Raw genomic sequence first — 22,228 nt, 5'->3', positions numbered from 1 at the left:
TGCTTACCTCAATTCAAATTGAACATTCATAGAAGACCAAAAGCATATAAAATGTTTTAGCAAGGGATCAATCAACATCTTGGAATCTACAGATGAACCTGCAGGCATAATAATCTCCGTTGGAAGTGTCCGAATGCGTTGAGCTAATTTGCGTGATGGAGGCAGGACGCCGACATAGCCTCAGTTGAGCCAGGGATGGCGAATCTGAGGCGGTAGCTAATTCGCTCATTTAGCATGAGGATCAACACTTCGTCGGAGCGGCAAGGGATATCGAAAAGGGAAATGCTGTTGTTTCCCTTTCGTCTGGTGTGGGCGAAGCGCCACGACTTTGATCTACTTATTAACTAACCTAATAAAATGACTTTTATTGATAAAACCTAGCAAAGTCACCCACAAAAAAACCAGCCACTTTTTCAAGTAGGCTGGTTTTTTAATCGTGATTGTTAAGCCAACGGCTTAACCAACAATTACCCTTGTGGGCGCATCGCTGGGAACAAGATCACGTCACGGATGGTGTGCGTGTTAGTGAATAACATCACTAAACGATCGATACCAATACCTTGACCTGCAGTTGGTGGTAAACCGTGCTCTAGTGCGCGAATATAATCGGCATCGTAGAACATCGCTTCATCGTCACCGGCATCTTTAGCATCAACTTGTGCTTTAAAGCGATTGTCTTGATCTTGTGCATCGTTAAGCTCAGAGAAACCGTTAGCCACTTCACGGCCGCCAATGAAGAACTCGAAACGGTCGGTGATGAAATGGTTGTCGTCGTTACGACGTGCAAGTGGTGAAATGTCAGCTGGGTAACCAGTAATGAACGTAGGTTGCATTAACTGAGGCTCAGCGGTTTCACCAAAGATTTCTTCAAGTAGTTGACCACAAGTCCAGAACTTCTCGATTGTCATGCCAAGGCTCTTAGCCAAGTCACGCATGAACTCAACGTCTTTAACTTCTTCGTAAGTCATAGACTGAATGGTTGCGTTGTCAGGGTTGTATTTTTTGATAGCGTCTAACATGCTTAAACGTGCATATGGGCCACCAAAATCAACAGTATGCTCACCGTATGGTAGCTTGGTAGAACCACAAAGCTCAGTAGCGATCGAACTTAGCATTTCTTCAGTAAGATCCATTAGATCTTTGTAATCAGCGTACGCCATATAGAATTCCATCATAGTGAATTCTGGGTTATGACGAGGCGATAAGCCTTCGTTACGGAAGTTACGGTTAACTTCAAATACTCGCTCAAAACCACCAACCACTAGACGCTTAAGGTATAGCTCTGGTGCGATACGCAAGTACATCGCCATATCAAGTGCATTGTGGTGCGTTTCAAAAGGACGCGCGCTAGCGCCACCAGGAATGCTGTGCATCATTGGGGTTTCAACTTCCATGAACTCTTTTTTGATCATGAAGTTACGGATAGCTGAAACCACTTTAGAACGCATAATAAATGCATTACGTGACTCTTCGTTAACGATTAAGTCAACGTAACGTTGACGGTAACGCGTTTCTTGGTCTGATAAACCGTGGAACTTTTCAGGCAGTGGACGCAATGCTTTAGTGAGCAATTGGTACTGCTCCATGTTCACATATAAATCGCCTTTACCAGAAAGGTGTAACTTACCGGTCACACCGATGATGTCACCAATGTCTAAACCTTGGAATGTGGCTTTAAGATCTTTTTGAACATCTTTACCCGCGTAGGCTTGAATGCGACCAGATACATCTTGGATTACCAAGAATGGGCCACGTTTAGCCATAATACGCCCAGCAATTGAACGGTTAACGTCCATGCCTTCAAGCTCTTCTTTAGTGAAGTGACCATATTCAGCTTGAATATCGGCAGCCTTGTGTTTTCGATCGAAGTTATTTGGGTGACCATTTGCTGGGCAGTTTTCGCGGATGTGATCTAACTTCGCGCGGCGCTCTGCAATTAACTTGTTTTCGTCTTGAGTTTGTTCAGTCATCTTCTTCTCTCGTTAAAGGCCAGATTTAAGGCTAGCTTCAATAAACTTGTCCAAGTCGCCATCTAAGACGCTTTGGGTATTTCGGTTTTCAACACCAGTACGTAAATCTTTAATACGGGCATCATCAAGTACGTATGAGCGGATTTGGCTGCCCCAACCAATATCTGATTTGGCATCTTCCGCGGCTTGCTTATCAGCATTTTGTTTGAGCATTTCTAGCTCAAACAGTTTAGCTTTTAATTGTTTCATTGCAGCGTCACGGTTCTTATGTTGCGAACGGTCATTTTGACACTGCACGACGGTGTTCGTCGGTAAATGGGTAATACGAATTGCAGATTCGGTTTTGTTGACGTGCTGTCCACCCGCACCCGATGCGCGGTAGGTATCGACACGTAAATCCGATGGATTGATATCAATCTCGATTGAATCATCAATTTCTGGATACACAAACACTGAGCAAAATGAAGTATGACGCTTACCTGACGAGTCAAATGGTGACTTACGCACTAAACGGTGAACACCGGTTTCTGTGCGCAGTGAACCAAAAGCATATTCGCCATTAAACTTGATGGTTGCGCCTTTAATACCGGCAACATCACCATCGGTAACTTCCATTAGTTCAGGTTTGTAATCATGGGCTTCACCCCAACGTAAATACATACGTAGGATCATGTTAGCCCAGTCCTGCGCTTCGGTGCCGCCAGAACCTGATTGGATATCTAAATAACAGTTTGCTGCATCATGAGGGCCTGAGAACATACGACGGAACTCAAGTTCCTCTAAACGCTTCTCAAGATCTTCTAATTCAGTGCTGGCATCATTAAAGGTTTCTTCATCGTCTTCTTCGACGGCAAGCTCAACCAGTCCTTCAATATCTTCAAGACCACTGTCCATATCATCGATGGTTTTAACAACGGCTTCTAATGATGAACGTTCTTTACCTAAGGCTTGGGCGTTATCTGGATCGTTCCATACTTCGGCACTTTCAAGCTCTCTTGTGACTTCTTCTAAACGCTCTTGCTTAGCAGCGTAGTCAAAGATACCCCCGAAGAAGTTCGGTGCGGTCAGCGAGTTCCTTGATTTTGAATTTAACTGGGTTTACTTCAAACATGATTATTTCTACTTTAATGGAAATTTAGATTGCTGCAAACCGAGTATTCTAACCTATAGCAAGCGCTAAACCTAGGGGCAAGCACCCTCGTTTTAGTGACTTTTTATCACTTTATTGGTCTGTGCTAACTATCGGTTTAGATACGAGTATAAGGACAGCTATAAGTAGAGGTATAAGCAACTGTGTAAGTATCGGTTAACAAGAAACCTAGCCTTTACGCTTATCACCTTCTAAAAGTCGCTCAATAGTAGATATTTACTGACACAAAAAAGACGACTCAACATTGTGAGTCGTCTTAATGGAGCGGGATTAAATTAACGTTTAAGTTAGCCCTAATAATAACCTTGTCATTAAGCCTGTCATTAAGCCTTTTTTAGACCTTAAATTGACTTACTAACGTCGATAAATAATCACCAGAACTTGCCACAGAAGTACTCACCTCAGCTGCTTGCTGACTCGATGATAGCAACTCATTGACGATCTCTTGTACCGAGGTGATATTACGATTAATTTCTTCAGTCACTGAGCTTTGCTCGGTTGCGGCCGTAGCAATCTGAGTACTCATGTCGTTAATACTGGTCACCGATGAGGTCACAGCACCTAAACTTTCAGATATCGCTTTCGATGAATCCACCGAACGTATACCACTTTTCTGGCTTTGCTCCATCGCATCAACCGCTTGACCGACTAACTTATGCAGTTCAGATAGCATTTCATTAATCTCAACGGTACTGGCTTGGGTTCGACTAGCTAAGCTACGCACCTCATCAGCAACTACTGCAAAGCCGCGACCTTGCTCGCCTGCCCTTGCAGCTTCAATGGCTGCATTTAATGCCAGTAAATTGGTTTGCTCAGCAATGCCGCCAATAACTGTCAGCACTGAATTAATTTTTTTAGACTGCTCACTCAGCGAACTAATATTCTCTGCAGCGCCATCTATTTGCTTCATTAACAGCGAGACTTCATTTAATGAAATATCGACACAATCTTGTGCTTTAAGGACAAAGTCAGATGCGACATCTGTTGCCTCAGCCACACTGTTGGTGTTTTGCGCCACGTCATTTGCCGTAGCTGACATTTCAGTAATCGCTGTAACGATTTGATCGACTTCGCTGTTATGGCTATACAACTGATTTGAAATCGTCACAGTTTGATCGTTAATAGTTTTAGCCGCACCTTTGACTTCATCAGTGGCGCCGGATACTTCAGTAATAATCGCTTGGAGTTTTTCGACAAACAAATTAAATGCGATGCCCAATTGCGCAATTTCGTCATGGCCATTGATCGCTAAACGTTGAGTTAAATCCCCGTCACCGCTGGCAATGTCATTCAGTGAGTTAGCCATATTTTGGATCGGTTGTACCATTCGATGTGCAATCACCACCAGGGCTGATGCGGTTATCACGCCTAATATTGAGGTAATCAACAAAAAGAACATCACACTCTTGTTCATCTCTTCTTGTTGTAATACCTGAAATTTTTCTATCACACCTTCAATATCATCAATATAAGCGCCCGAACCTAACATCCAATTGGTATTCGGGATCATTACTGCATAACCGAGTTTTTCAGTTAACCCTTGGGTATTTGGCTTTTGATAATAGTAAGAAAAATTACCTTCACCCGATTTAGCAGCATTAAGCAAACCAACAATGATTTTAGTGCCATTGGGGTCGGCCATATCAATTTTATTCTGCCCTTCTAGCTGTGGCTGCATCGGGTGAAAAATATTGACCCCTGCATCATCATAGATAAAAAAGTAACCCGCACTACCAAAGCGCAAATCTCTCAAAGCTTGATTCACATTACCTTGTGGGCCTAAATTAATTTGGTACTCAACAACGCCTTGAGCTATTTCAACAGCTTCTTTGAGCTGATTTTTGCGTTCTAACACTAACTCATGTCGAAAATCTTTAATGTCATTATTAAGAGACTGCTGTTCGCTAATATAAAACAGCACTAACACAACGGTGAGAATAACAATTAATGGAATAAGAGAAAGCGCAAGAAGCTTATTTCGAAGAGATAACCGCAACATATAACTTACCTTTAAAAGTGATAACCTTTGAAGTATATATGTCACATTGAATTAAGTTACAAAAATTCAACAATAAAGATAAATTGATCACAAATATATCTCGAACGTGATACAGATTAGAAATACCTTATTTATGAACCTCTAATAAGAATATCCCCATACCGCTTTAAATAATTTCAGCCGATAATTCATCTGCTATTTATACCTGCCCACTTAAGATTAAAAGCGCTTCATAATTCGTTGTAGTTATAAGTTTTGGCAAAAATGAGATCAAAGTCAGCGACGATATTTCTATTAATCGCTTTAGCGCACATAACAAACTTGAATGTGAAGCCAATTACAAAAATAAACTCCATCCATCTCGGTTCATTCTGTTCAGAACTAAATCAGTATATTTTGTAGTACTAATAAAAGGCTAATAAAGCCAATGATAAATTAAACAAGGCCTACAAGATGATTACACTCAAAATAGACGGCAAATCTTTGTCGGTTAATCGTGACAGGAATCTTCTCCAAGCTGCACATGATGCTGGCATTATCATTCCTAGCTTATGCGACCCAAGCCAAGCAAGTTCAGCCCCTAATCCTGATAAACAAGATTGCGATCTTTGTGTGGTCGACATTAAAAATAATGACGGTAGCTGTCGTAAAGTAAAAGCCTGTAAAACCCTCGTTGCCGAAAACATGCAAGTCACTACCCAAACGTCTGAATTAAGCGAGCTACGACGCAATGCGTTAACCCATATTTTGTCTGATCATTTTGCTGACTGTGAAGCACCCTGTCAGCAAGCCTGTCCTGCCGGCGTTGATATTCAAAGTTATCTATTTCATATCGCTCAAGGTAATCACACCGAAGCGGTAAAAGTAATTAAACAAACCTTGCCACTGCCGTTATCTATTGGCCGTGTGTGCCCTGCTTTTTGTGAAGCTGAATGTCGCCGTGGATTAGTCGATGAGCCCGTGGCGATTCGCCAATTAAAACGCCATGCAGCTGACTTAGATTTAGCTGATGAACACAGCTACCAAATTGAGCGCAAACCCGATACAGGCAAAAAAGTAGCCATTATCGGTAGTGGCCCAGCGGGCTTAAGTGCGGGTTACTTTTTAGCAAACCAAGGCCATAACGTCAGTATTATTGAGTCTATGCCCCAGGCTGGCGGCTGGCTACGTTATGGCATTCCTGAGTATCGTTTACCAAAAGATATACTCGATAAAGAAATTGCCTTACTGACTGATAATGGCCTTAACATTCAAACTAATACTCGCCTCGGCGAAGATGTTCACTTAAAGCAATTAACTGACGATTTTGATGCGGTTTGTTTAGCTATTGGCGCGCAAAAAGCGGTACCGATGAATTACCCAGGTAGCCAACTCAAAGGCTGTTATTTAGGCGTTGATTATTTACGTGATTACTGCACTGATAAAAGTTATGCCGTGGGTAAAAAAGTTGCCGTAATTGGTGGCGGTAATACCGCGATTGATTGCGCGCGCACCGCAGTGCGAGCAGGCCATGATGTCACCTTAATCTATCGCCGTACTCGCGATGCTATGCCTGCAGAGCCCTATGAAGTACATGAAGCTGAAGTTGAAGGGGTTAAATTTCACTTTTTGACCAACCCAGTTAAAAACATCAGCGATGAAAATGGTCAAGTTAACGCGATAGAGCTTGCAACAATGGTATTAGGCGAGCCAGACAGCTCAGGACGTCGCTCGCCAAAAGCCAGTGGCGAAACCTTTATTGAAGCGTTTGATACTGTTATCGCAGCTGTGTCACAAACACCAGACATGAGCTTTTTAGAACACCCTGACAGCTATCTAACCAGTGGCGAAATCGCTTTAAGCCGCTGGAATACCTTTATTGGTTGTGAGCACACCATGTCTGCGGGGGTTGAAAAGTTATTTGTTATTGGTGACTCACGCACTGGCCCAGCCACAGCTGTTGCTGCAATTGGTGATGGCCGTAAGGCCGCGATTGCTATTGATAAGTTGCTGCACCAAGGTTTAAGTTGTGAATTAACTCCACAGCAGTTTAATGCGACTAAAGCCGCAAAAACCAATTCTTTAAGCGCTGAATTATACCCAAATACGCAAGCAGAACCGCGCTATAAAATGGCTGAACTCACTGCTATCGAACGCCAACTTAACTTCAATGAAGTTGAACAAGGCTTTGAGCACACTGAGGCGATGAAAGAAGCGGCTCGTTGTCTTGAGTGTGCTTGTCAGGCCAATACCGATTGTAAGCTGCGTGACTATGCCACTGAATATCATGTTGATGCTAAAGCACTCGACACCAACAAGATGCAGCAATTTTCAGTGGATAAAACCAGTCCGTTTATTCAGTTTGATGCCAACCGCTGTATTAGCTGCGGCAAGTGTGTTGATATCTGTGGTCAGCAGAGCGGTCATAATGCGATAAAGTTTGAACAAGACAGCTTCCAAGCTTTACCAAACAGTCACGATACTGAACGCCAAGCGCCAAGAGTTGGCTTTAACGTCACCATGGCCGACAGTGATTGTGTTCAATGTGGCAACTGCGTGCAAGTTTGTCCAACAGGTGCATTAGTTGATGCCCGCGATAAACGCCAAGGCTCAACTGAAGAGTTAAACACCACTTCAACCATTTGTACTTATTGCGGTGTGGGTTGTCGCATTAATGTCAGTGTGTCGCCAACAACAGGCAAAATTTGCCACGTTGAAGGCAGCAATGATTCAGATGTGAATGAGGGGATGCTGTGTGTTAAAGGTCGTTTTGGCTATGACTTTATTCAAAGTGAACAACGCTTAACCACGCCGCTTATGCGTAAAAATGGTGAGTTAATTCCTTGCAGTTGGGATGAAGCCATCGACACGATTGCAGATAAGTTAACCCAAATAAAAGCCAACAAAGGCGGCGATGCCATTGCCACCTTAGCCTCTGCAAAAGCCACTAATGAAGATAATTATTTACTGCAAAAATTTGTTCGTAGCATATTAGGGACTAACAACGTCGATCATTGTGCGCGTTTATGTCACGCCAGCACAGTATCGGCGCTGCAACAAAGTCTAGGTAGCGGCGCGATGACAGGCGATATTCCTGGGATCAAAGAATCTGATTTAATCTTTATTTTGGGTTCAGACACCTGTAATGCTCACCCGATTATTGCCTCGAAGATCAAACAAGCGATCCGCCATCACGGTGCACGTTTAATGGTCGCCGATCCTAAACGCGTGTCGATTGCCGATGAAGCCGAGCTTTATGTGGCGCAAAAGCCTGGCAGTGATGTGGCCTTAATCAACGCGATTATGGCTGAGATCATTCGCAACGACTGGCATGACAAAGCATATATTGCACAGCACACAGAAGGTTTTGAGGCTGTTATCGATACTGTGATGCGCCCTGAATATACCTTAGAAACTGCAGCCAAAGTCTGTGGCATCAGCGCTGATAACATTGCCAAAATGGCCAAATTAATCGGTACGGCAGAGAAAACTGCTATTTACTATGCCATGGGGATAACCCAGCATACTTCAGGCCATGACAATGTTACTGCCATTGCTAACTTGCAAATGCTCTGTGGCAATATTGGTAAAGCGGGTGCTGGTATTAACCCACTTCGTGGTCAAAGCAATGTGCAAGGCGCTTGTGATATGGGGGCGTTGCCACAATATTACACTGGCTATCAAAAAGTGGATAACCCAGCGGTACAAGCTAAATTTGAACAACACTGGAACACGACTCTTTCGCCTAATGTCGGTTTAACGGCTACTGAGGTGATGCATGCGATCAGTCACGATCAAGTGGATGCGTTATATGTGATGGGTGAAAACCCAGTGCTTAGCGATCCCGACCAAGCACACGTACTCGAAGCCTTAGAGAAAATCCCATTCTTAGTGGTGCAAGATATTTTCTTAACCGAAACTGCCCAGTTAGCGGATATTGTTTTACCAGCAGCATCATTTGCTGAAAAACTAGGCCACTTCACTAATACTGAGCGCCGAGTACAACGCTTACAACCTGTATTAACTCCACCAGGTCTTGCCAAGCAAGATTGGAAAATCATCCATGCTATTGCCAATAAAATGGGCGCTAATTGGGATTACGCTAACGAGCAAGCCATCACTGACGAGATAAACCAAGTGACCCCGCAGTATCAAGGGATCACATGGGACAGACTCAATAATGATGACCAAGGCAAACCAAGCAAAGGTATTCAGTGGCCGTGTGCCAATCAGCAACACCCTGGCACCAGAGTATTACATCAAACTGCGCCTATTAAAGGTAAAGGCTTGTTTACGGCAGTCACCCACCGCAGTCCTGCTGAAACCACCTGTGATGAATACCCATTAGTGTTATCTACTGGGCGCTTATTGGAGCAGTTCCACACAGGCACTTTGAGTCGTAAAACCCAAGGGTTAGATATATTAGGCACGCCAAGAGTGATGATGTCGGTGTTTGATGCTGAGCAATTGGGCGTCAGTAATGGCGATATGTTAAAACTGTCGACTCGACGTGGCGAGTTGGAAATTGCAGCGTTCGTGACTAAGCGTGCTCAAGCTGGGGTGCTATTTTTGCCGTTCCACTTTGCTGAAGCCGCAGCGAACAAGCTCACTATTAATGCGATTGACCCTGTAGCTAAAATCCCAGAGTTTAAAGTGTGTGCAGTTAAAGCTGAGTTAGCTCAACCTCAAGTTGCACGAGCGGTATAAGCTTTCAGGTGACAAAACGGTAGCACTTGGAAATAAATAGTGATTTGAAGTTAAAAGGACTTTAAAAGCTGTGGTAGCCACATTTTACTGGCGACCACAGCTTCACTTTATCAAGCTTTAATCGCCAGCTTTTTAACATCGGGCGCCTAGAGGTAAACCACCTTGGTATACCTATACAACTAAGCAAGCATTAGTGAACAACTATTAGTAAACAATCAGAACTAAACAAGCTGTACTAAACGAACACCAGTGAACAGCTATTAGTGAACAAGCTGTACTAAACAAGCTGTGCTAGACAAGTATTGTTCCAACCGCTAGCAATAAAAATAATCCCGCTGTCACTCTTCTTATCGCTGTCAAAGGTAACTTGTCAGCCGACAACTTACCGATGAGCACCACAGGAACATTGGCAATCAGCATGCCGATCGTCGTCCCTAATATCACCATCAATAATGCATCGGCATATTGCGCCCCTAAAATCGATGTCGCAATTTGGGTTTTATCACCGATTTCAGCAATAAAGAATGCAATAAAGCTGGCGACAAAGGGGCCACGATTGGAAATTTTTTCGTCATCATCGAGCTTGTCAGGAATAAGCACCCAAGCGGCCATAGCAAGAAAACTGATGCTAACCACCCAAGTTAATACTTGTGGGGTTAAGTAGTCTGCGATCACAACACCAAGGTAAGCCGCTAATGCATGATTGGCTATGGTCGCTAAAAAAATAGCAGCAATAATAGGGATTGGTTTTCGGTATCGACTCGCAAGCAGTAGCGATAAAAGCTGAGTTTTATCTCCTATTTCTGCTAGAGCAACGGTCGTTATGGATATGGCTAAAACGCTCAAAAAGGTCTCTTATAGAGGTGGGGATTATGTTTAACCTAAGACAACGCTCACTCCCCACCTCGGGTTGTGATCATTGTCTATGGTCTCACTAAATTTTTCAGTCAACGACAATTAACCATCATTGAGCTAGGAATAAAATCTTGAACGCCATGATGATTTTGCATCAATTATGTTGACGAACAAACCGACTCAATAATGTGAGCGGCAAGTTACTCCCCAAAGACAGCGGCAGTGTAAAGATTGTCAGTATCTTTTGCAAGAGTCGTAATTACGGTAAATAAGATAATTGTGATGTAACGTCACTATGTCACTCTCGCTCAAAAATGGCCTTGCGACATTGATTTAGTTTGATAGCCAAGGTAAGTTAACAAAATACTTTGATAATCAAACTAAGGTGTCATTTTGAATTTTGCAGTCGAGCATCATCACGATTTTAATGCCCAGAAAAGTTCAGGGGAAAAAAGAACCCTTTACGTATTAATACTCACAGTCACAGCCATGGTGGTTGAGATTATTGCTGGTACGGTTTTTGGTTCGATGGCACTACTAGCTGATGGTTGGCACATGGGCACCCATGCCGCAGCGTTTTGTATTACCTTGTTTGCTTATCGTTATGCACGCAAGCATGCTCACAGTGATAAGTTTTCTTTTGGGCCAGGTAAAGTCAGCGTGTTGGGCGGCTATACCAGTGCTATTGTCCTTGGTGTTGTGGCATTACTGATGATAGTTGAATCGGTAAGTCGACTATTTAATCCTCATACGATTCAATTTAATGAGGCCATCATTGTGGCCTTTATCGGCTTGGCCGTGAATGTCGCCAGTATATTTTTATTGGGTGACCACCACCATCATGATCACGACGGGCACTCACACGGACACTCACACGGGCACTCTCATGAGCATTCACATGAACAGGCTGATAAGCTCTCGCACGAACACTGCCATGAAAAAAATCATCACAATAGCCACTCACATGACCATAGCAAAACAGATGAGCATTCCCATGAACATTCTCATGGACACTCTCATGAAAATGGCGAAAAACATCATGACCATAATTTACGCGCAGCCTACATGCACGTAATGGCTGATGCGCTCACGTCGGTATTAGCGATTGTTGCATTGGTGTTCGGTAAGTTTTATGGCTGGCATTGGTTAGATGCTGTTATGGGAATAGTCGGCGCACTTGTGATCACTAAATGGACCATAGGCTTGATGAAGCAAACCAGCCCTATTTTATTGGATGAGAATATTAATGAGGAATATCGCCAGTCAATTAAAACAGCCTTAGCACCTTATGCTGAAGTAAAAGATCTCCATATTTGGAAAATCAGTGGTCATCATTATTCAGCAGCAATTACCTTAGTGTCGACAAAAAATGATATTTCAATCGATGAATATAAGACCTTGCTGAGTCAATTTGATAAAATCAATCATCTGACACTTGAAGTTCATCCATCACCTGATCAAATGACTGATCAAATGACTGATCAGATGGCTTAATCCAGTGACTAATCCAATGACTAATTAAATGGCTATTTAACTAAGTCGATTAACTAAGTCGATTAACTAAGCCGATTAACTAAGCCGATTAACTAAGCTGATTAAGCCTGCCAATTGAGCGAATAGATTGAATGTATTTATGAGTTATCACATGAACGATATTGAAAAGCTGAATCAAACCATTACTGAATTTTATGACAAAATGTCTTCTTGGGAGCAATCCGTTGTAAAGGAAACGGGTTACTCGTTGGCACAAACTCATACGATTGAAGTGCTTGGTATTCACGGCGCCTTAAGAATGAAAGAGCTTGCCCAAAAGCTTGGTATTACAACAGGCACTTTAACGGTTCAAGTGGATAAGTTGGTCAGTCTTAATCTGGTTGAACGCTGCGCTCACCCTGAGGATGGCCGCTCAACGGTCATCAAACTCACAGATGCTGGTGATAAAATTCATCGACAGCACAACCAGTTGCACCTTGACTTAATGAACGACTTAACTCGTCATGTTGCCCCTGAACAAGCAACTGTATTACTGGCATGCTTAGAGAAAATGAATCAAGAATTTTAAGGCTATAGCAATAGAAAAATCGACTATAGCCCCAGAGATAAAAGATTTGGCGGGATTCAAATAAGCATTATAAAAAGCTCACCAAGGCGCCAGTCGCAGCAAAACCTAACACCAACAACACAATGTTTGGTTTACATGTTTTAAGCACCGCAAAACCCGTTAACACCAATGCCATATCAAGCGGTTCTACCACTGCGGAAGTAAAAACAGGACTATACAGCGCGGCAAACAATAAGCCGACAACGGCAGCATTTACCCCAGAAATGGCGCCTGAAATTGCTGGCCTTTCACTAATGGCATGCCAGCTTTTTAAGCCCACCAGCATTAATAAGAAACCTGGTACAAATATCGCAATTGTAGCAACCAGTGCGCCGAGTACCGGCTGTTCTAACCATAAGTCAGCCCCTAAAAAAGTGGCTAAAGTGAACATTGGGCCAGGTACCGCTTGCGCCAGCGCATAACCCGTTAGAAAGCGATCTGAGCTGACCATTTCACCCACATTGGCTTCAAGTAATGGCAGCACAACATGACCGCCACCAAAAACTAAACTGCCCACTTGATAAAACTGCGCAAAAACCTGACCTAAAGTGCCCGTTTGGTTAATAAAGTAAAAGCTCGCCAGTAGACCAACAATAAATATTGAAAGCCATGCATAGTTCAATTTAATCGGCGTGTTATCTGGGGTAATATTCGCGCCTTTAGTCAGTACCATCACACCGATAATCGCTGCTATCAGTAACACCACAGTTTGGGTTAGTAATGACGGGAACAGCATAATGCTTACAGCTGTGCCAACCATGAGCACTCGCGCTGTTTTACGCTGACAGAACTGACCAAACATGCCGAGGGTGGCATCTGCAACGACAACGACAGCTAATAATTTAAGACCATGTATCACACCAGAAACAACTTGGGTTTCTAGCCAGTGAGCACTCGTTACAGCAAGCAGGAAGAGTAAAACAAAAGAAGGTAAGGTAAAGCCAACAAATGCAGCAACCGCCCCCGCAAGACCACCACGGTGGTATCCGATAGCAAAACCAACCTGACTGGAACCAGGTCCTGGCATAAATTGGCTTAACGCCACTAAACTGCCATAACGTTTATCATCAAGCCAGTTCAGCTCATTGACAAAGGTCTGTCTAAAATAGCCAATATGTGCAGCTGGGCCGCCAAAGCTAATAAAACCTAATGCTAAGAATCGAGTAAAAATCTGCCACATAATTAAACTACTTCCATATCGCTTAAATACTGTTTTGCATCAGTACAACGGCGACAGACTTTATAAGGGTGAGCTAGATAAAGTCAGTGCGATTGAGACTAAAGATGCTTTCACGCTAATTATATGACAGTTTAATTTAACTTTTATGACATAGAGATAATCAATTTAATCTTTAAGATTCATTAGCGCGTTTTCACAAAGCTGTTTTAATTGACGCAATTGCTCTGCATCACCACCCACTTTACAACGCATTAATTCAGGAATGCTTTTCGCTTGTTGGTGTAAGGCTTTGCCCGCTTCTGTGAGATGCAGTACGCGAACACGCTCATCGTGTTTATTACGATCACGAATAACCAATGCTTTAGTTTCTAATCGTTTTAATAACGGCGTTAAGGTTCCTGAATCTAAATGCAGTTTTTCACCTAATGTTTTCACGCTAATGCCCGACTCTTTCCACAACACCATCATCACTAAATATTGTGGGTAAGTCAGAGATAATTGATCAAGCAAGGGACGGTAAGCTCGAATGAGCGCATTCGTTGCACTGTACATAGCAAAACAAACTTGATTCTCTAACGCCAAGGGATCCATTTTCTGACTCATGGTGACTCCTTTCTCGATAAAATGAGTGATACAAACCTATGGCGCTATCTTAACATATTTAATTGCGCACAAGTTAATATCCAGATTGTCGAATTATCAAAAAATAGTCTATAGTTTTTCCAGTTTCAGCCGATAACAAAATACTGCTATCTACATGTCGTATTGTATAGCCGCAACTTATGAGTGAATACCCATGTCTTTATCTATCAATGCACCATCATCAATGCCAACTAATATTGATTCTGGCAGTAGTTTAAAAGTGGCTGTGATGGCTAAAAACCAACAAAAAGTGGAAGGACAAATGGCAATGCAGTTAATTGAAGCTGCACAACCTGAGCCTCAACCTGTTGGCAATGCTGGACACATCATCAACACCAAAGCGTAAGTTGAATTAATACTCCCGCTTTAAAACAGTACTAATAAACACTGAATACGCTATGATTTGTTCTATGAGTTATTTAGAACAGGATGTTGATAACAATGTTGACACCAATGCAAACAATTATGCGTATTCAGACTTCACGACTTTCAACTCTCGCTTTTTCAATTTTATTTTTATCGTGCTCAGTTAATGCATCTGACGCCGTCTCCCCCGCTTTTGATTGTCAAAAGGCCAAAAGCCAAGTTGAAGTGTTAATTTGTCAGGACAATCAACTTGCCAAGCTAGATATGCAAATCAATGCAACATATCAAAAAGTGATCAATCAAATTAGCAGCGAAGAAATAGCCCATGTGAAGGCTTTTCAGCGAGGTTGGATTAAAGGTCGCGATGATTGCTGGAAAGCGGAACAAATTAAGCAATGCGTGCAATCGTCTTATGAAACACGATTAACTGAATTACAAATTGCTGCAGGTGAATTTGAAGTACCTGAACCCATTCAATATGAATGCGGCCTTGAAGCAAATGATACGTTAACCAAAGTAACGGCATATTTTTATAATGACACAGCAATTCCCGCAGCAATGCTCACGGTTTCGCCTACATCCGATTATATTAACGCGACGAATTTAGCCTTGTTAACCCGCACGGCATCAGGGGCAAAGTATCAAGGGCAAAACTTTAGCTTTTGGACTCATCAAAGTGAAGCGACTTTCAGCCAATATGCGCAAGCCGATCTCAACTGCAAATCACATTAATATCACCCCGAGATAAAACCAAAAACCATAAAACAAAAAACCATGTCATATGACATGGTTTTCATTGTTATTCTACAGAAACGCTGTTGCGATAAGTGGTTAATTTAAAATAGTGTAACCACGATTAGCCATACAATTACGTACTACGGTTTCTTTTTCTGCCTGATAATTTGCTTCGTTTGCGCGTCTATCACGTGAGCCACCCAGTAAGCCAGAAACAACACCAACACCTGCGCCGATTTTAGCACCGTCAGAACCACTGCCACCTGCAATCGCAGTACCTGCAGCGCCTACAGCTGCACCTTTAGCAGCACTGCTTACCACGCCACGAGAGTTGCTATTTTTTTGCACTTGCTGTGACATTTCAGTGCATTGATGCTCGTCATACACAAAGTCTTTATCGTCTACGCCTGTTTTATCATAAATGATATTTGCGCTTGCAGAGAAAGCAAAAAAAGTCAGTGAAACCAGTAATAATTTTTTCATTTGAATGCCTCAAGCGGAAATTAATGTCGTCACATTGCAATTGTTATCATTCGCAATGTCATTGATATTGTATAGCCTACCTTAATTTTAGCGTAAAAAAGGAATATCACCTTTTACGAATGGAATAATGGTAAATGACACAAGGTTTACTCCACTTAATCTCACAAATATAGCTCACAAATATATTACATAAAGCTATATTTCAAACACAAAAATCAGACTTTAAGCATAAAAAAAGCAGCGTTATTAGCTGCTTTTTATCATCAATAACGCTGATGAGCTTATTAATTTAGCTTACTACTTTCATAAGTGTGGCACATCTGTTGAGCTTGTTCTTCGTTATACTCACGTAGTCCGCTTAACACTAAGGTTTTCACTCCACTGCCGATCACTTTGCCTTCGCTTTTTAATGCAAATTGCAATGTCACATCACCACGCTTACCGTTAATCTCCATGTGCTGCTCTACTAACTCTAAGCTCATTTCAGTGAACTCAAACGTGTCTAAATGAAACGACATGCTTTCGTATATCACTAATGGTCGCGTTGGATTAATCATCATGCCGTATTCTTTCATCATAGGCACTAATACATGAATAAAATTAAGCCCAGAAAAAGCCACATAACTTTTAATAAAAGCCGCAGTTTGCACATCACACTGACAAACTTCGCCTTGGCGTTCTATGTGTAAATACTCTTTACCTTTGGTATCACAGATACTGAACTTCTCGCCTGCATCTTTATCTAGCTCAAGCTCGATGCCATCGCCAACCATACCGGCAAATTTAAACTGCATGTTTTGGCTTAAACCAAACTCAGTTAACACTAAGGCAAATAACAAATCACCAGGGACACAAAAACGTTTGGCACCGACATTATGAATAGGGTTAAAGTCTTCAGCGACGTGTTTTGCAAAGTCACTCGCTTGTTGGGCTGAAATAAACACGCTCTGATCTTGCTTGGCATAATAAGGTGACAAAAACATATACATCCATTCTTAAATCGTGAAAGAAATCCCTCTCTCGTCGAGCTGGGCTTTTTTTATTTGCACCGAGTGTACTAGAAAAATCCCAAAACACTCAGCCGATGACTCATTTAACAACATTAAAGTTAATGATTGACCGAAAACATAATGTGACCTTGATCGCATCCATCTTAATCCAAAGCTCAAAAGCAGCGCAATCGTTAATCACAGTTAAGTAAATGTTGATTTTAATGTTCATTTAAGTAAACTTCACGACAATTAAGATACAAATAGAAACAATTGCTATTTGCATTTTACTTACAAGTCGTCTTTGGAGAACCGTATGACCCAGCGCAACAGCCTTCGTATCAGCATTCTAGCTAGTGCTCTATTAACTACTTTTTCAGCATCCGCTGCTGAAAACGCCACAATGGAGCAAATCTCCATTTTTGGTAGTTCAAATCCTGTTAACAATGTGCCTGGTAGTGCCCATGTTATCAACGACGTTGAAATAGAGAATTTTAAGTACACAGATATTATGCGTACGTTAGCATCTGTACCTGGTGTGTACATTCAAGAGGAAGACGGCTACGGCTTGCGTCCTAACATTGGGATGCGTGGTACTGGTCAAAATCGTTCTGAGAAGATTACTGTGATGGAAGATGGTGTTTTAGCGGCTCCAGCTCCTTACGCTTCACCTGCTGCTTATTACTTCCCGACATCAGGAAGAATGCAGACAGTAGAAGTTATGAAAGGTGGCTCTACGCTTAAATATGGTCCTCGTACTACTGGCGGTATTATTAATATGATTTCTCGCCAAATCCCTCAAGAAGAATTAGCGGGTGGAATCGATGTTGCTGCAGGGCAAGATGGCTTTGCTAAATTACATGCTCATGCTGGCGGACAAGGTGAGCGAGTTGGCGCAGTTGCCGAAGTTTATCGTTATCAAGCAGATGGTTTCCGCGATATTAATGGTGTCGGCGGTGATACCGGTTTTACCAAGAATGATGCATTAGCAAAAATTAGCATCGACAGTAGCGAAGATGCAAAGTATCAACAACGTGTTGAGCTAAAATTAAAGTACTCAGATGAAGTCTCAAATGAAACTTATATGGGCTTAACCGAAGAAGACTATAACAGCAGTCCTTTTACTCGTTACTCTGCATCGCAAAAAGATGAAATGACGACTGATCATAAACAGATCCAGTTGAACCATATTATTGATTTCAGTGACACTGTGACATTAGCAACAACTGCTTATTACAATAACTTTGCTCGTAACTGGTATAAAACCTCAAAGGTTGATGGTCAAAGCTTAAATAGCGGCGGAATAGAAGCTGCTGCAGATTTTGACCGAGCTCCGGCTTCTTCATCACCTATTGATGTTCAAGTTAAGGCAAACAACCGTGAGTACTTATCTCAAGGCATTCAAACTGAATTAAATTGGTTGCTAGGTGATCATGAATTGTCATTTGGCGCTCGTTATCACGAAGATGAAATGGATCGTTTCCAGTGGGTTGATACTTACGAGCTCAATAATAACCAAGTGATGTCACTAACTGACAGCGGCACGCCAGGTACTGACTCAAACCGTATCGATAGTGCTGAAGCGTTTGCACTTTATGTTCAAGACCAAATTACTTTAGGTGATTTAGCCATTACTGCGGGCCTTCGTTATGAAGATGTGACGACTCAACGTCGTGATTGGGGTAAAACAAATCCAGGCCGTGAAGGTGCGCCAGATAAAGATATCAGTAACAGCTTTGATGTTTTACTACCATCAGTAGCAGCAACTTATCAGATCACTGAAGATTTAATTGTGCTTGCTGGTGTACAGAAAGGTTTCGCACCTTCAGCGCCTGGTAATGATGATGGTGAAGAGGAAGAAAGCTGGAACTACGAAGCTGGTCTTCGTTACAACACTGGCGCATTAAGTTCAGAAGCAATTGTGTTTTACAGTGACTACAGCAACATGCACGGTAACTGTACCGCTGCGCAAGGTTGTGATGATGACAACATTGGCAATCAGTACAATGCAGGTGAAGTTGAAGTCACAGGCTTAGAACTGAGCTTAGGTTATGAGTTTAATCAAACGGGCGAAATATCATTCCCTGTTAAAATGGCATACACCTACACCAGTGCAGAGTTCCAAAACAGCTTTAGCTCAGATTTTGAATCATGGGGCGATGTAGAAAAAGGTGACGAACTTCCTTACCTTCCTGAAAACCAACTATTTGTCTCTGCAGGTGTACAAGCAGAATCATGGCAAGTAACGATTGCCGGCCGTTACACGTCAGATATGCGCACAGTAGCTGGTCAAGGAACAATTCCATCAGAGCAGTTAATTGCTGACAAAACCATTGTAGATTTATCTGCACGCTACTTTATTAATGATGCATCAGAAGTCTACTTAACCGTGGATAACTTATTTGATGAAACCTATATGACAACCCGTATTCATGGCTCTATCTTCTCAGGTAAGCCACAGACTGCGACTGTAGGTTATAACTACAAGTTCTAACAAACTTATGAGTTAATCAGCCAAAGCCAGCTTAATCGCTGGCTTTTTTTGTGGCTAACAATTTTGATAATACAGGCGTATTAAAAACAACACGCTTACGATCAAAAAGGGTTCACCAGTGATAGTGAACCCTTTTATACATTAATTTGAGCGATGAACTTATAACAAAGACTCTTTAGTTAGCCTAGTTAATGATTTTTTGCCACCAAGAACGTTCTTCACCGCAATTATCAATTGGCTGATAGCTGTCAATGCGGGCTGGCATGGCAACGACATTGTCACAATCAGATTGCTTTGCTACACCGGTAGTTCTATCGAAATAACCTTGGGTAATACCATTGGCAGGAGTCATTCTTAACCCTAAAGGCGGACGATTGCTCAAGAAGGCTTGGTAAACCGCCATAGCGCCGCTGGAACCATATAAGCCTGTCTTAGAGTTATCGTCTTGACCAACCCAAATCGCGGCAACGTTTCTTTCATCAAAGCCTGCAAACCATGAGTCACGGCTATCGTTACTGGTACCCGTTTTACCCGCTAAATCAACATTTGGGAAAGCGCGTCCTAAACGTTTTGCCGTACCATCTTTTACCACTTGATTCATAGCATATTGCACCAGGTAATCGGTTGCTGGCTCCATTCCTTGTGTGGCACTTTCTCGGCTCACTTTCAAAGGTTGATTGTTGCTATCTAATACCGCCGTAATCGAGGTCAAAGGACGGTATCGGCCATTATTTGCAATCGTTTGAAATGCTTGTGCCACCATATACGGCGAGCCATTAATCGCACCTAATAACATTGACGGATAACGCGGTATAGCCTCACTCCAACCCGCATCTGCCATAGTTTTAGCCACATTATCCACACCGACTTCAATACCCACATTGACCGTTGGTACATTCATTGAGTTTTTAAAGGCGGTCAATAATGGTACTTCGTCTCTAAAGACTCTATCCACATTTTGCGGTGACCAAGTTTTACCCTGGCCATTTTGCAAAGTAATCGGTTTATCAGCCACAGGTGATGCCAAGTTGTATTTACTGCCTTGCTGAAGCGCCGTAGCGTAAACAAACGGTTTAACCAGAGAGCCAATCGGGCGTCGAATTTCTACCGCACGGTTAAAGCCATCAAAACTTGGCACTCTATCACCGACCATTGCCGCGATACCGTCAGTATATTTGTCGGTGACGACCATGCCGACCTGCACATTTTTGGCACGTTCATCTAACGTCTTCATGGTCGAAACAACTGCTTTTTCAGCCGCGTCTTGCGCCATAGGATCAAGTGTGGTGTATACCTTTACCCCAGATTGCTGTAATAAACTGTCACCATAACGACGGCGCAGTTCATTTTTCACTACCGCAAAGAAAGCAGGTAACTTCTGATGCACTGACTTATTAAAGTCACGTAAACCAATGGGCGATTCAACCGCTGCCTTATACTGTTCAACGGTGAGTTTGTCGTCTTCCATTAACAAGCGCAGCACTAAATCGCGACGGTTTTGGGCACGTTCTGGCGATCGCCAAGGGTTGTAATAAGATGGCCCTTTAATCGCAGCGATTAAAAATGCTTGCTGCGATACTGTCAACTCGGCAATTGGACGACCAAAATAGAATTGCGAAGCCAAGCCCATACCATGCACGCCGCGAGACTTATCTTGCCCCATATAAACTTCATTTAAATACGCCTCAAGAATTTCATCTTTGCTGTAGCGAAAATCAATAATGATCGCCATTAAGGCTTCACGTATTTTACGAACAATCGATCGCTCACTGGTCAAAAAGAAGTTTTTAGCTAACTGCTGAGTTAATGTCGAGCCGCCTTGAACTGTGCGCCCTGCGGTGATGTTAACGATCGCTGCTCGCGCGATCGCAAAAGGGTTGACTCCGTGATGCTCATAAAAACTGCGATCTTCTACCAGTATTAATGCATCAACAATGGCTTGGGGCATTGCTTCTGTTGGCACAAATAAACGATCTTCGCCCCCAGAAGCTAATATTCTATCTAATAATACTGGCTCTAAATGGAACACTGCCATCTGGCGTTTATCAGACATGCGCTGAACAGCTGAGACACCTTGGCTATCGAATGAAATCATCACTCGCTGTGCAACTTGATCGCCTTCTGGATGCAAAAATGGTCGACGCCATAACTCGATTTTTGTGCTCGACGCTGAAAACTCGCCCACTTGTCTCGGATTAGCAACTTTGCGATATCCCAGTAACTTAAGTTCAGACATTAATTGTGGATGATTAATCGCAGCGCCGGGATAAATGGCCATTGAGCGACTGAAAACCTGTGCAGGTAAATGCCACTTTTGCCCTTCAAACTTACGCGCAATGATTTGGTCTAAGTAAATGCCATAGGAGCTCACAATCACTAAACCAATCAAGGCTATTTTCCAGAAGAATGACCAAAATACCTTCCATTTAGAGCGAGGTTTCTTTTTCACATTAACACGTTTTACACCTGACTTTTTAGCGGGTGCTTTTTTTGCTGTGGTCTTTTTAGGCGCTGCTTTTTTTACTGCAGGTTTTTTCTTATTATCAGTCATATTTGGGTAAGTCTGTTCGTCCTTGGC

Annotated in this window: 15 protein-coding genes; 6 read left to right on the top strand and 9 right to left on the bottom strand. The window is 42.5% G+C overall.

The annotated features are described in order from the left end of the window. Positions 1-467: 467 nt before the first annotated feature. The 3 genes from lysS to BCU84_RS16950 form a co-directional block, all read right to left on the bottom strand. Positions 468-1,970: a lysine--tRNA ligase gene (gene lysS / locus BCU84_RS16960; RefSeq protein WP_102435746.1), complete on the bottom strand. Its 1,503-nt coding sequence runs from the start codon at positions 1,968-1,970 to the stop codon at positions 468-470. Positions 1,971-1,982: 12 nt separating this feature from the next. Beyond that, a protein-coding gene (prfB, locus tag BCU84_RS16955) for a peptide chain release factor 2 (RefSeq protein WP_198589602.1) occupies positions 1,983-3,081 on the bottom strand; the annotation gives its coding sequence in 2 pieces (ribosomal slippage) (positions 1,983-3,005 and positions 3,007-3,081; 1,098 coding nt in all). A gap of 373 nt (positions 3,082-3,454) precedes the next feature. Next, positions 3,455-5,119: a methyl-accepting chemotaxis protein gene (locus BCU84_RS16950; protein ID WP_102529256.1), complete on the bottom strand. Its 1,665-nt coding sequence runs from the start codon at positions 5,117-5,119 to the stop codon at positions 3,455-3,457. Between the two features lie 453 nt (positions 5,120-5,572). Here BCU84_RS16950 and fdhF point away from each other — a divergent pair, with 453 nt between their 5' ends. Continuing rightward, complete coding sequence (gene fdhF / locus BCU84_RS16945; protein WP_102529255.1) at positions 5,573-9,805, top strand: formate dehydrogenase subunit alpha; 4,233 nt, start codon at positions 5,573-5,575, stop codon at positions 9,803-9,805. 291 nt (positions 9,806-10,096) lie between these two features. Here the strand turns inward: fdhF and BCU84_RS16940 are convergent, their stop codons facing one another. Continuing rightward, a complete protein-coding gene (locus BCU84_RS16940; protein WP_102529254.1) occupies positions 10,097-10,651 on the bottom strand; it encodes a TMEM165/GDT1 family protein in 555 nt (184 codons plus the stop codon). Positions 10,652-11,053: 402 nt separating this feature from the next. On the opposite strand from BCU84_RS16940, the gene BCU84_RS16935 reads away from it, so the two are divergent. Both BCU84_RS16935 and BCU84_RS16930 read left to right on the top strand, forming a co-directional pair. Further along, on the top strand, positions 11,054-12,154 hold the full coding sequence (locus BCU84_RS16935; protein WP_102529253.1) for a cation diffusion facilitator family transporter: 1,101 nt from the start codon (positions 11,054-11,056) through the stop codon (positions 12,152-12,154). Between the two features lie 151 nt (positions 12,155-12,305). Further along, positions 12,306-12,722 carry a MarR family transcriptional regulator gene (locus BCU84_RS16930; RefSeq protein WP_102529252.1) on the top strand — a complete coding sequence of 139 codons (417 nt, stop codon included), beginning with the start codon at positions 12,306-12,308 and terminating at the stop codon, positions 12,720-12,722. 67 nt (positions 12,723-12,789) lie between these two features. Here BCU84_RS16930 and chrA read toward each other — a convergent pair whose 3' ends face one another. Further along, positions 12,790-13,941, bottom strand: coding sequence for a chromate efflux transporter (gene chrA, locus BCU84_RS16925; protein ID WP_102529251.1), 1,152 nt, complete (start codon positions 13,939-13,941; stop codon positions 12,790-12,792). 165 nt (positions 13,942-14,106) lie between these two features. Further along, positions 14,107-14,544, bottom strand: coding sequence for a MarR family transcriptional regulator (locus tag BCU84_RS16920; RefSeq protein WP_102529250.1), 438 nt, complete (start codon positions 14,542-14,544; stop codon positions 14,107-14,109). A 193-nt stretch (positions 14,545-14,737) separates the two neighbouring features. On the opposite strand from BCU84_RS16920, the gene BCU84_RS16915 reads away from it, so the two are divergent. Both BCU84_RS16915 and BCU84_RS16910 read left to right on the top strand, forming a co-directional pair. Next, a complete protein-coding gene (locus tag BCU84_RS16915) occupies positions 14,738-14,929 on the top strand; it encodes a cytoplasmic protein (RefSeq protein ID WP_102529249.1) in 192 nt (63 codons plus the stop codon). A gap of 95 nt (positions 14,930-15,024) precedes the next feature. After that, positions 15,025-15,681, top strand: coding sequence for a lysozyme inhibitor LprI family protein (locus tag BCU84_RS16910; RefSeq protein ID WP_157936236.1), 657 nt, complete (start codon positions 15,025-15,027; stop codon positions 15,679-15,681). A 99-nt stretch (positions 15,682-15,780) separates the two neighbouring features. Here the strand turns inward: BCU84_RS16910 and BCU84_RS16905 are convergent, their stop codons facing one another. Together BCU84_RS16905 and BCU84_RS16900 are read right to left on the bottom strand one after the other, a co-directional pair. Continuing rightward, a complete protein-coding gene (locus BCU84_RS16905) occupies positions 15,781-16,167 on the bottom strand; it encodes an RNA polymerase subunit sigma (RefSeq protein ID WP_102529247.1) in 387 nt (128 codons plus the stop codon). 284 nt (positions 16,168-16,451) lie between these two features. Further along, positions 16,452-17,150: a DUF3581 domain-containing protein gene (locus BCU84_RS16900; RefSeq protein ID WP_102529246.1), complete on the bottom strand. Its 699-nt coding sequence runs from the start codon at positions 17,148-17,150 to the stop codon at positions 16,452-16,454. Between the two features lie 322 nt (positions 17,151-17,472). On the opposite strand from BCU84_RS16900, the gene BCU84_RS16895 reads away from it, so the two are divergent. Continuing rightward, positions 17,473-19,650 carry a TonB-dependent receptor gene (locus BCU84_RS16895; RefSeq protein ID WP_102529245.1) on the top strand — a complete coding sequence of 726 codons (2,178 nt, stop codon included), beginning with the start codon at positions 17,473-17,475 and terminating at the stop codon, positions 19,648-19,650. A 184-nt stretch (positions 19,651-19,834) separates the two neighbouring features. Here the strand turns inward: BCU84_RS16895 and mrcB are convergent, their stop codons facing one another. Then, entirely contained in the window at positions 19,835-22,201 is a 2,367-nt protein-coding gene (mrcB, locus tag BCU84_RS16890) for a penicillin-binding protein 1B (protein WP_102529244.1), read from the bottom strand. Positions 22,202-22,228: the final 27 nt, after the last annotated feature.

It is taken from the genome of Shewanella sp. 10N.286.51.B7, assembly GCF_002873615.1.
Taxonomy (GTDB): Bacteria; Pseudomonadota; Gammaproteobacteria; order Enterobacterales; family Shewanellaceae; genus Shewanella; species Shewanella electrodiphila.
Note: the sequence above shows the minus strand (reverse complement) of the source record. Positions and strands in the feature narration are given on the sequence as shown.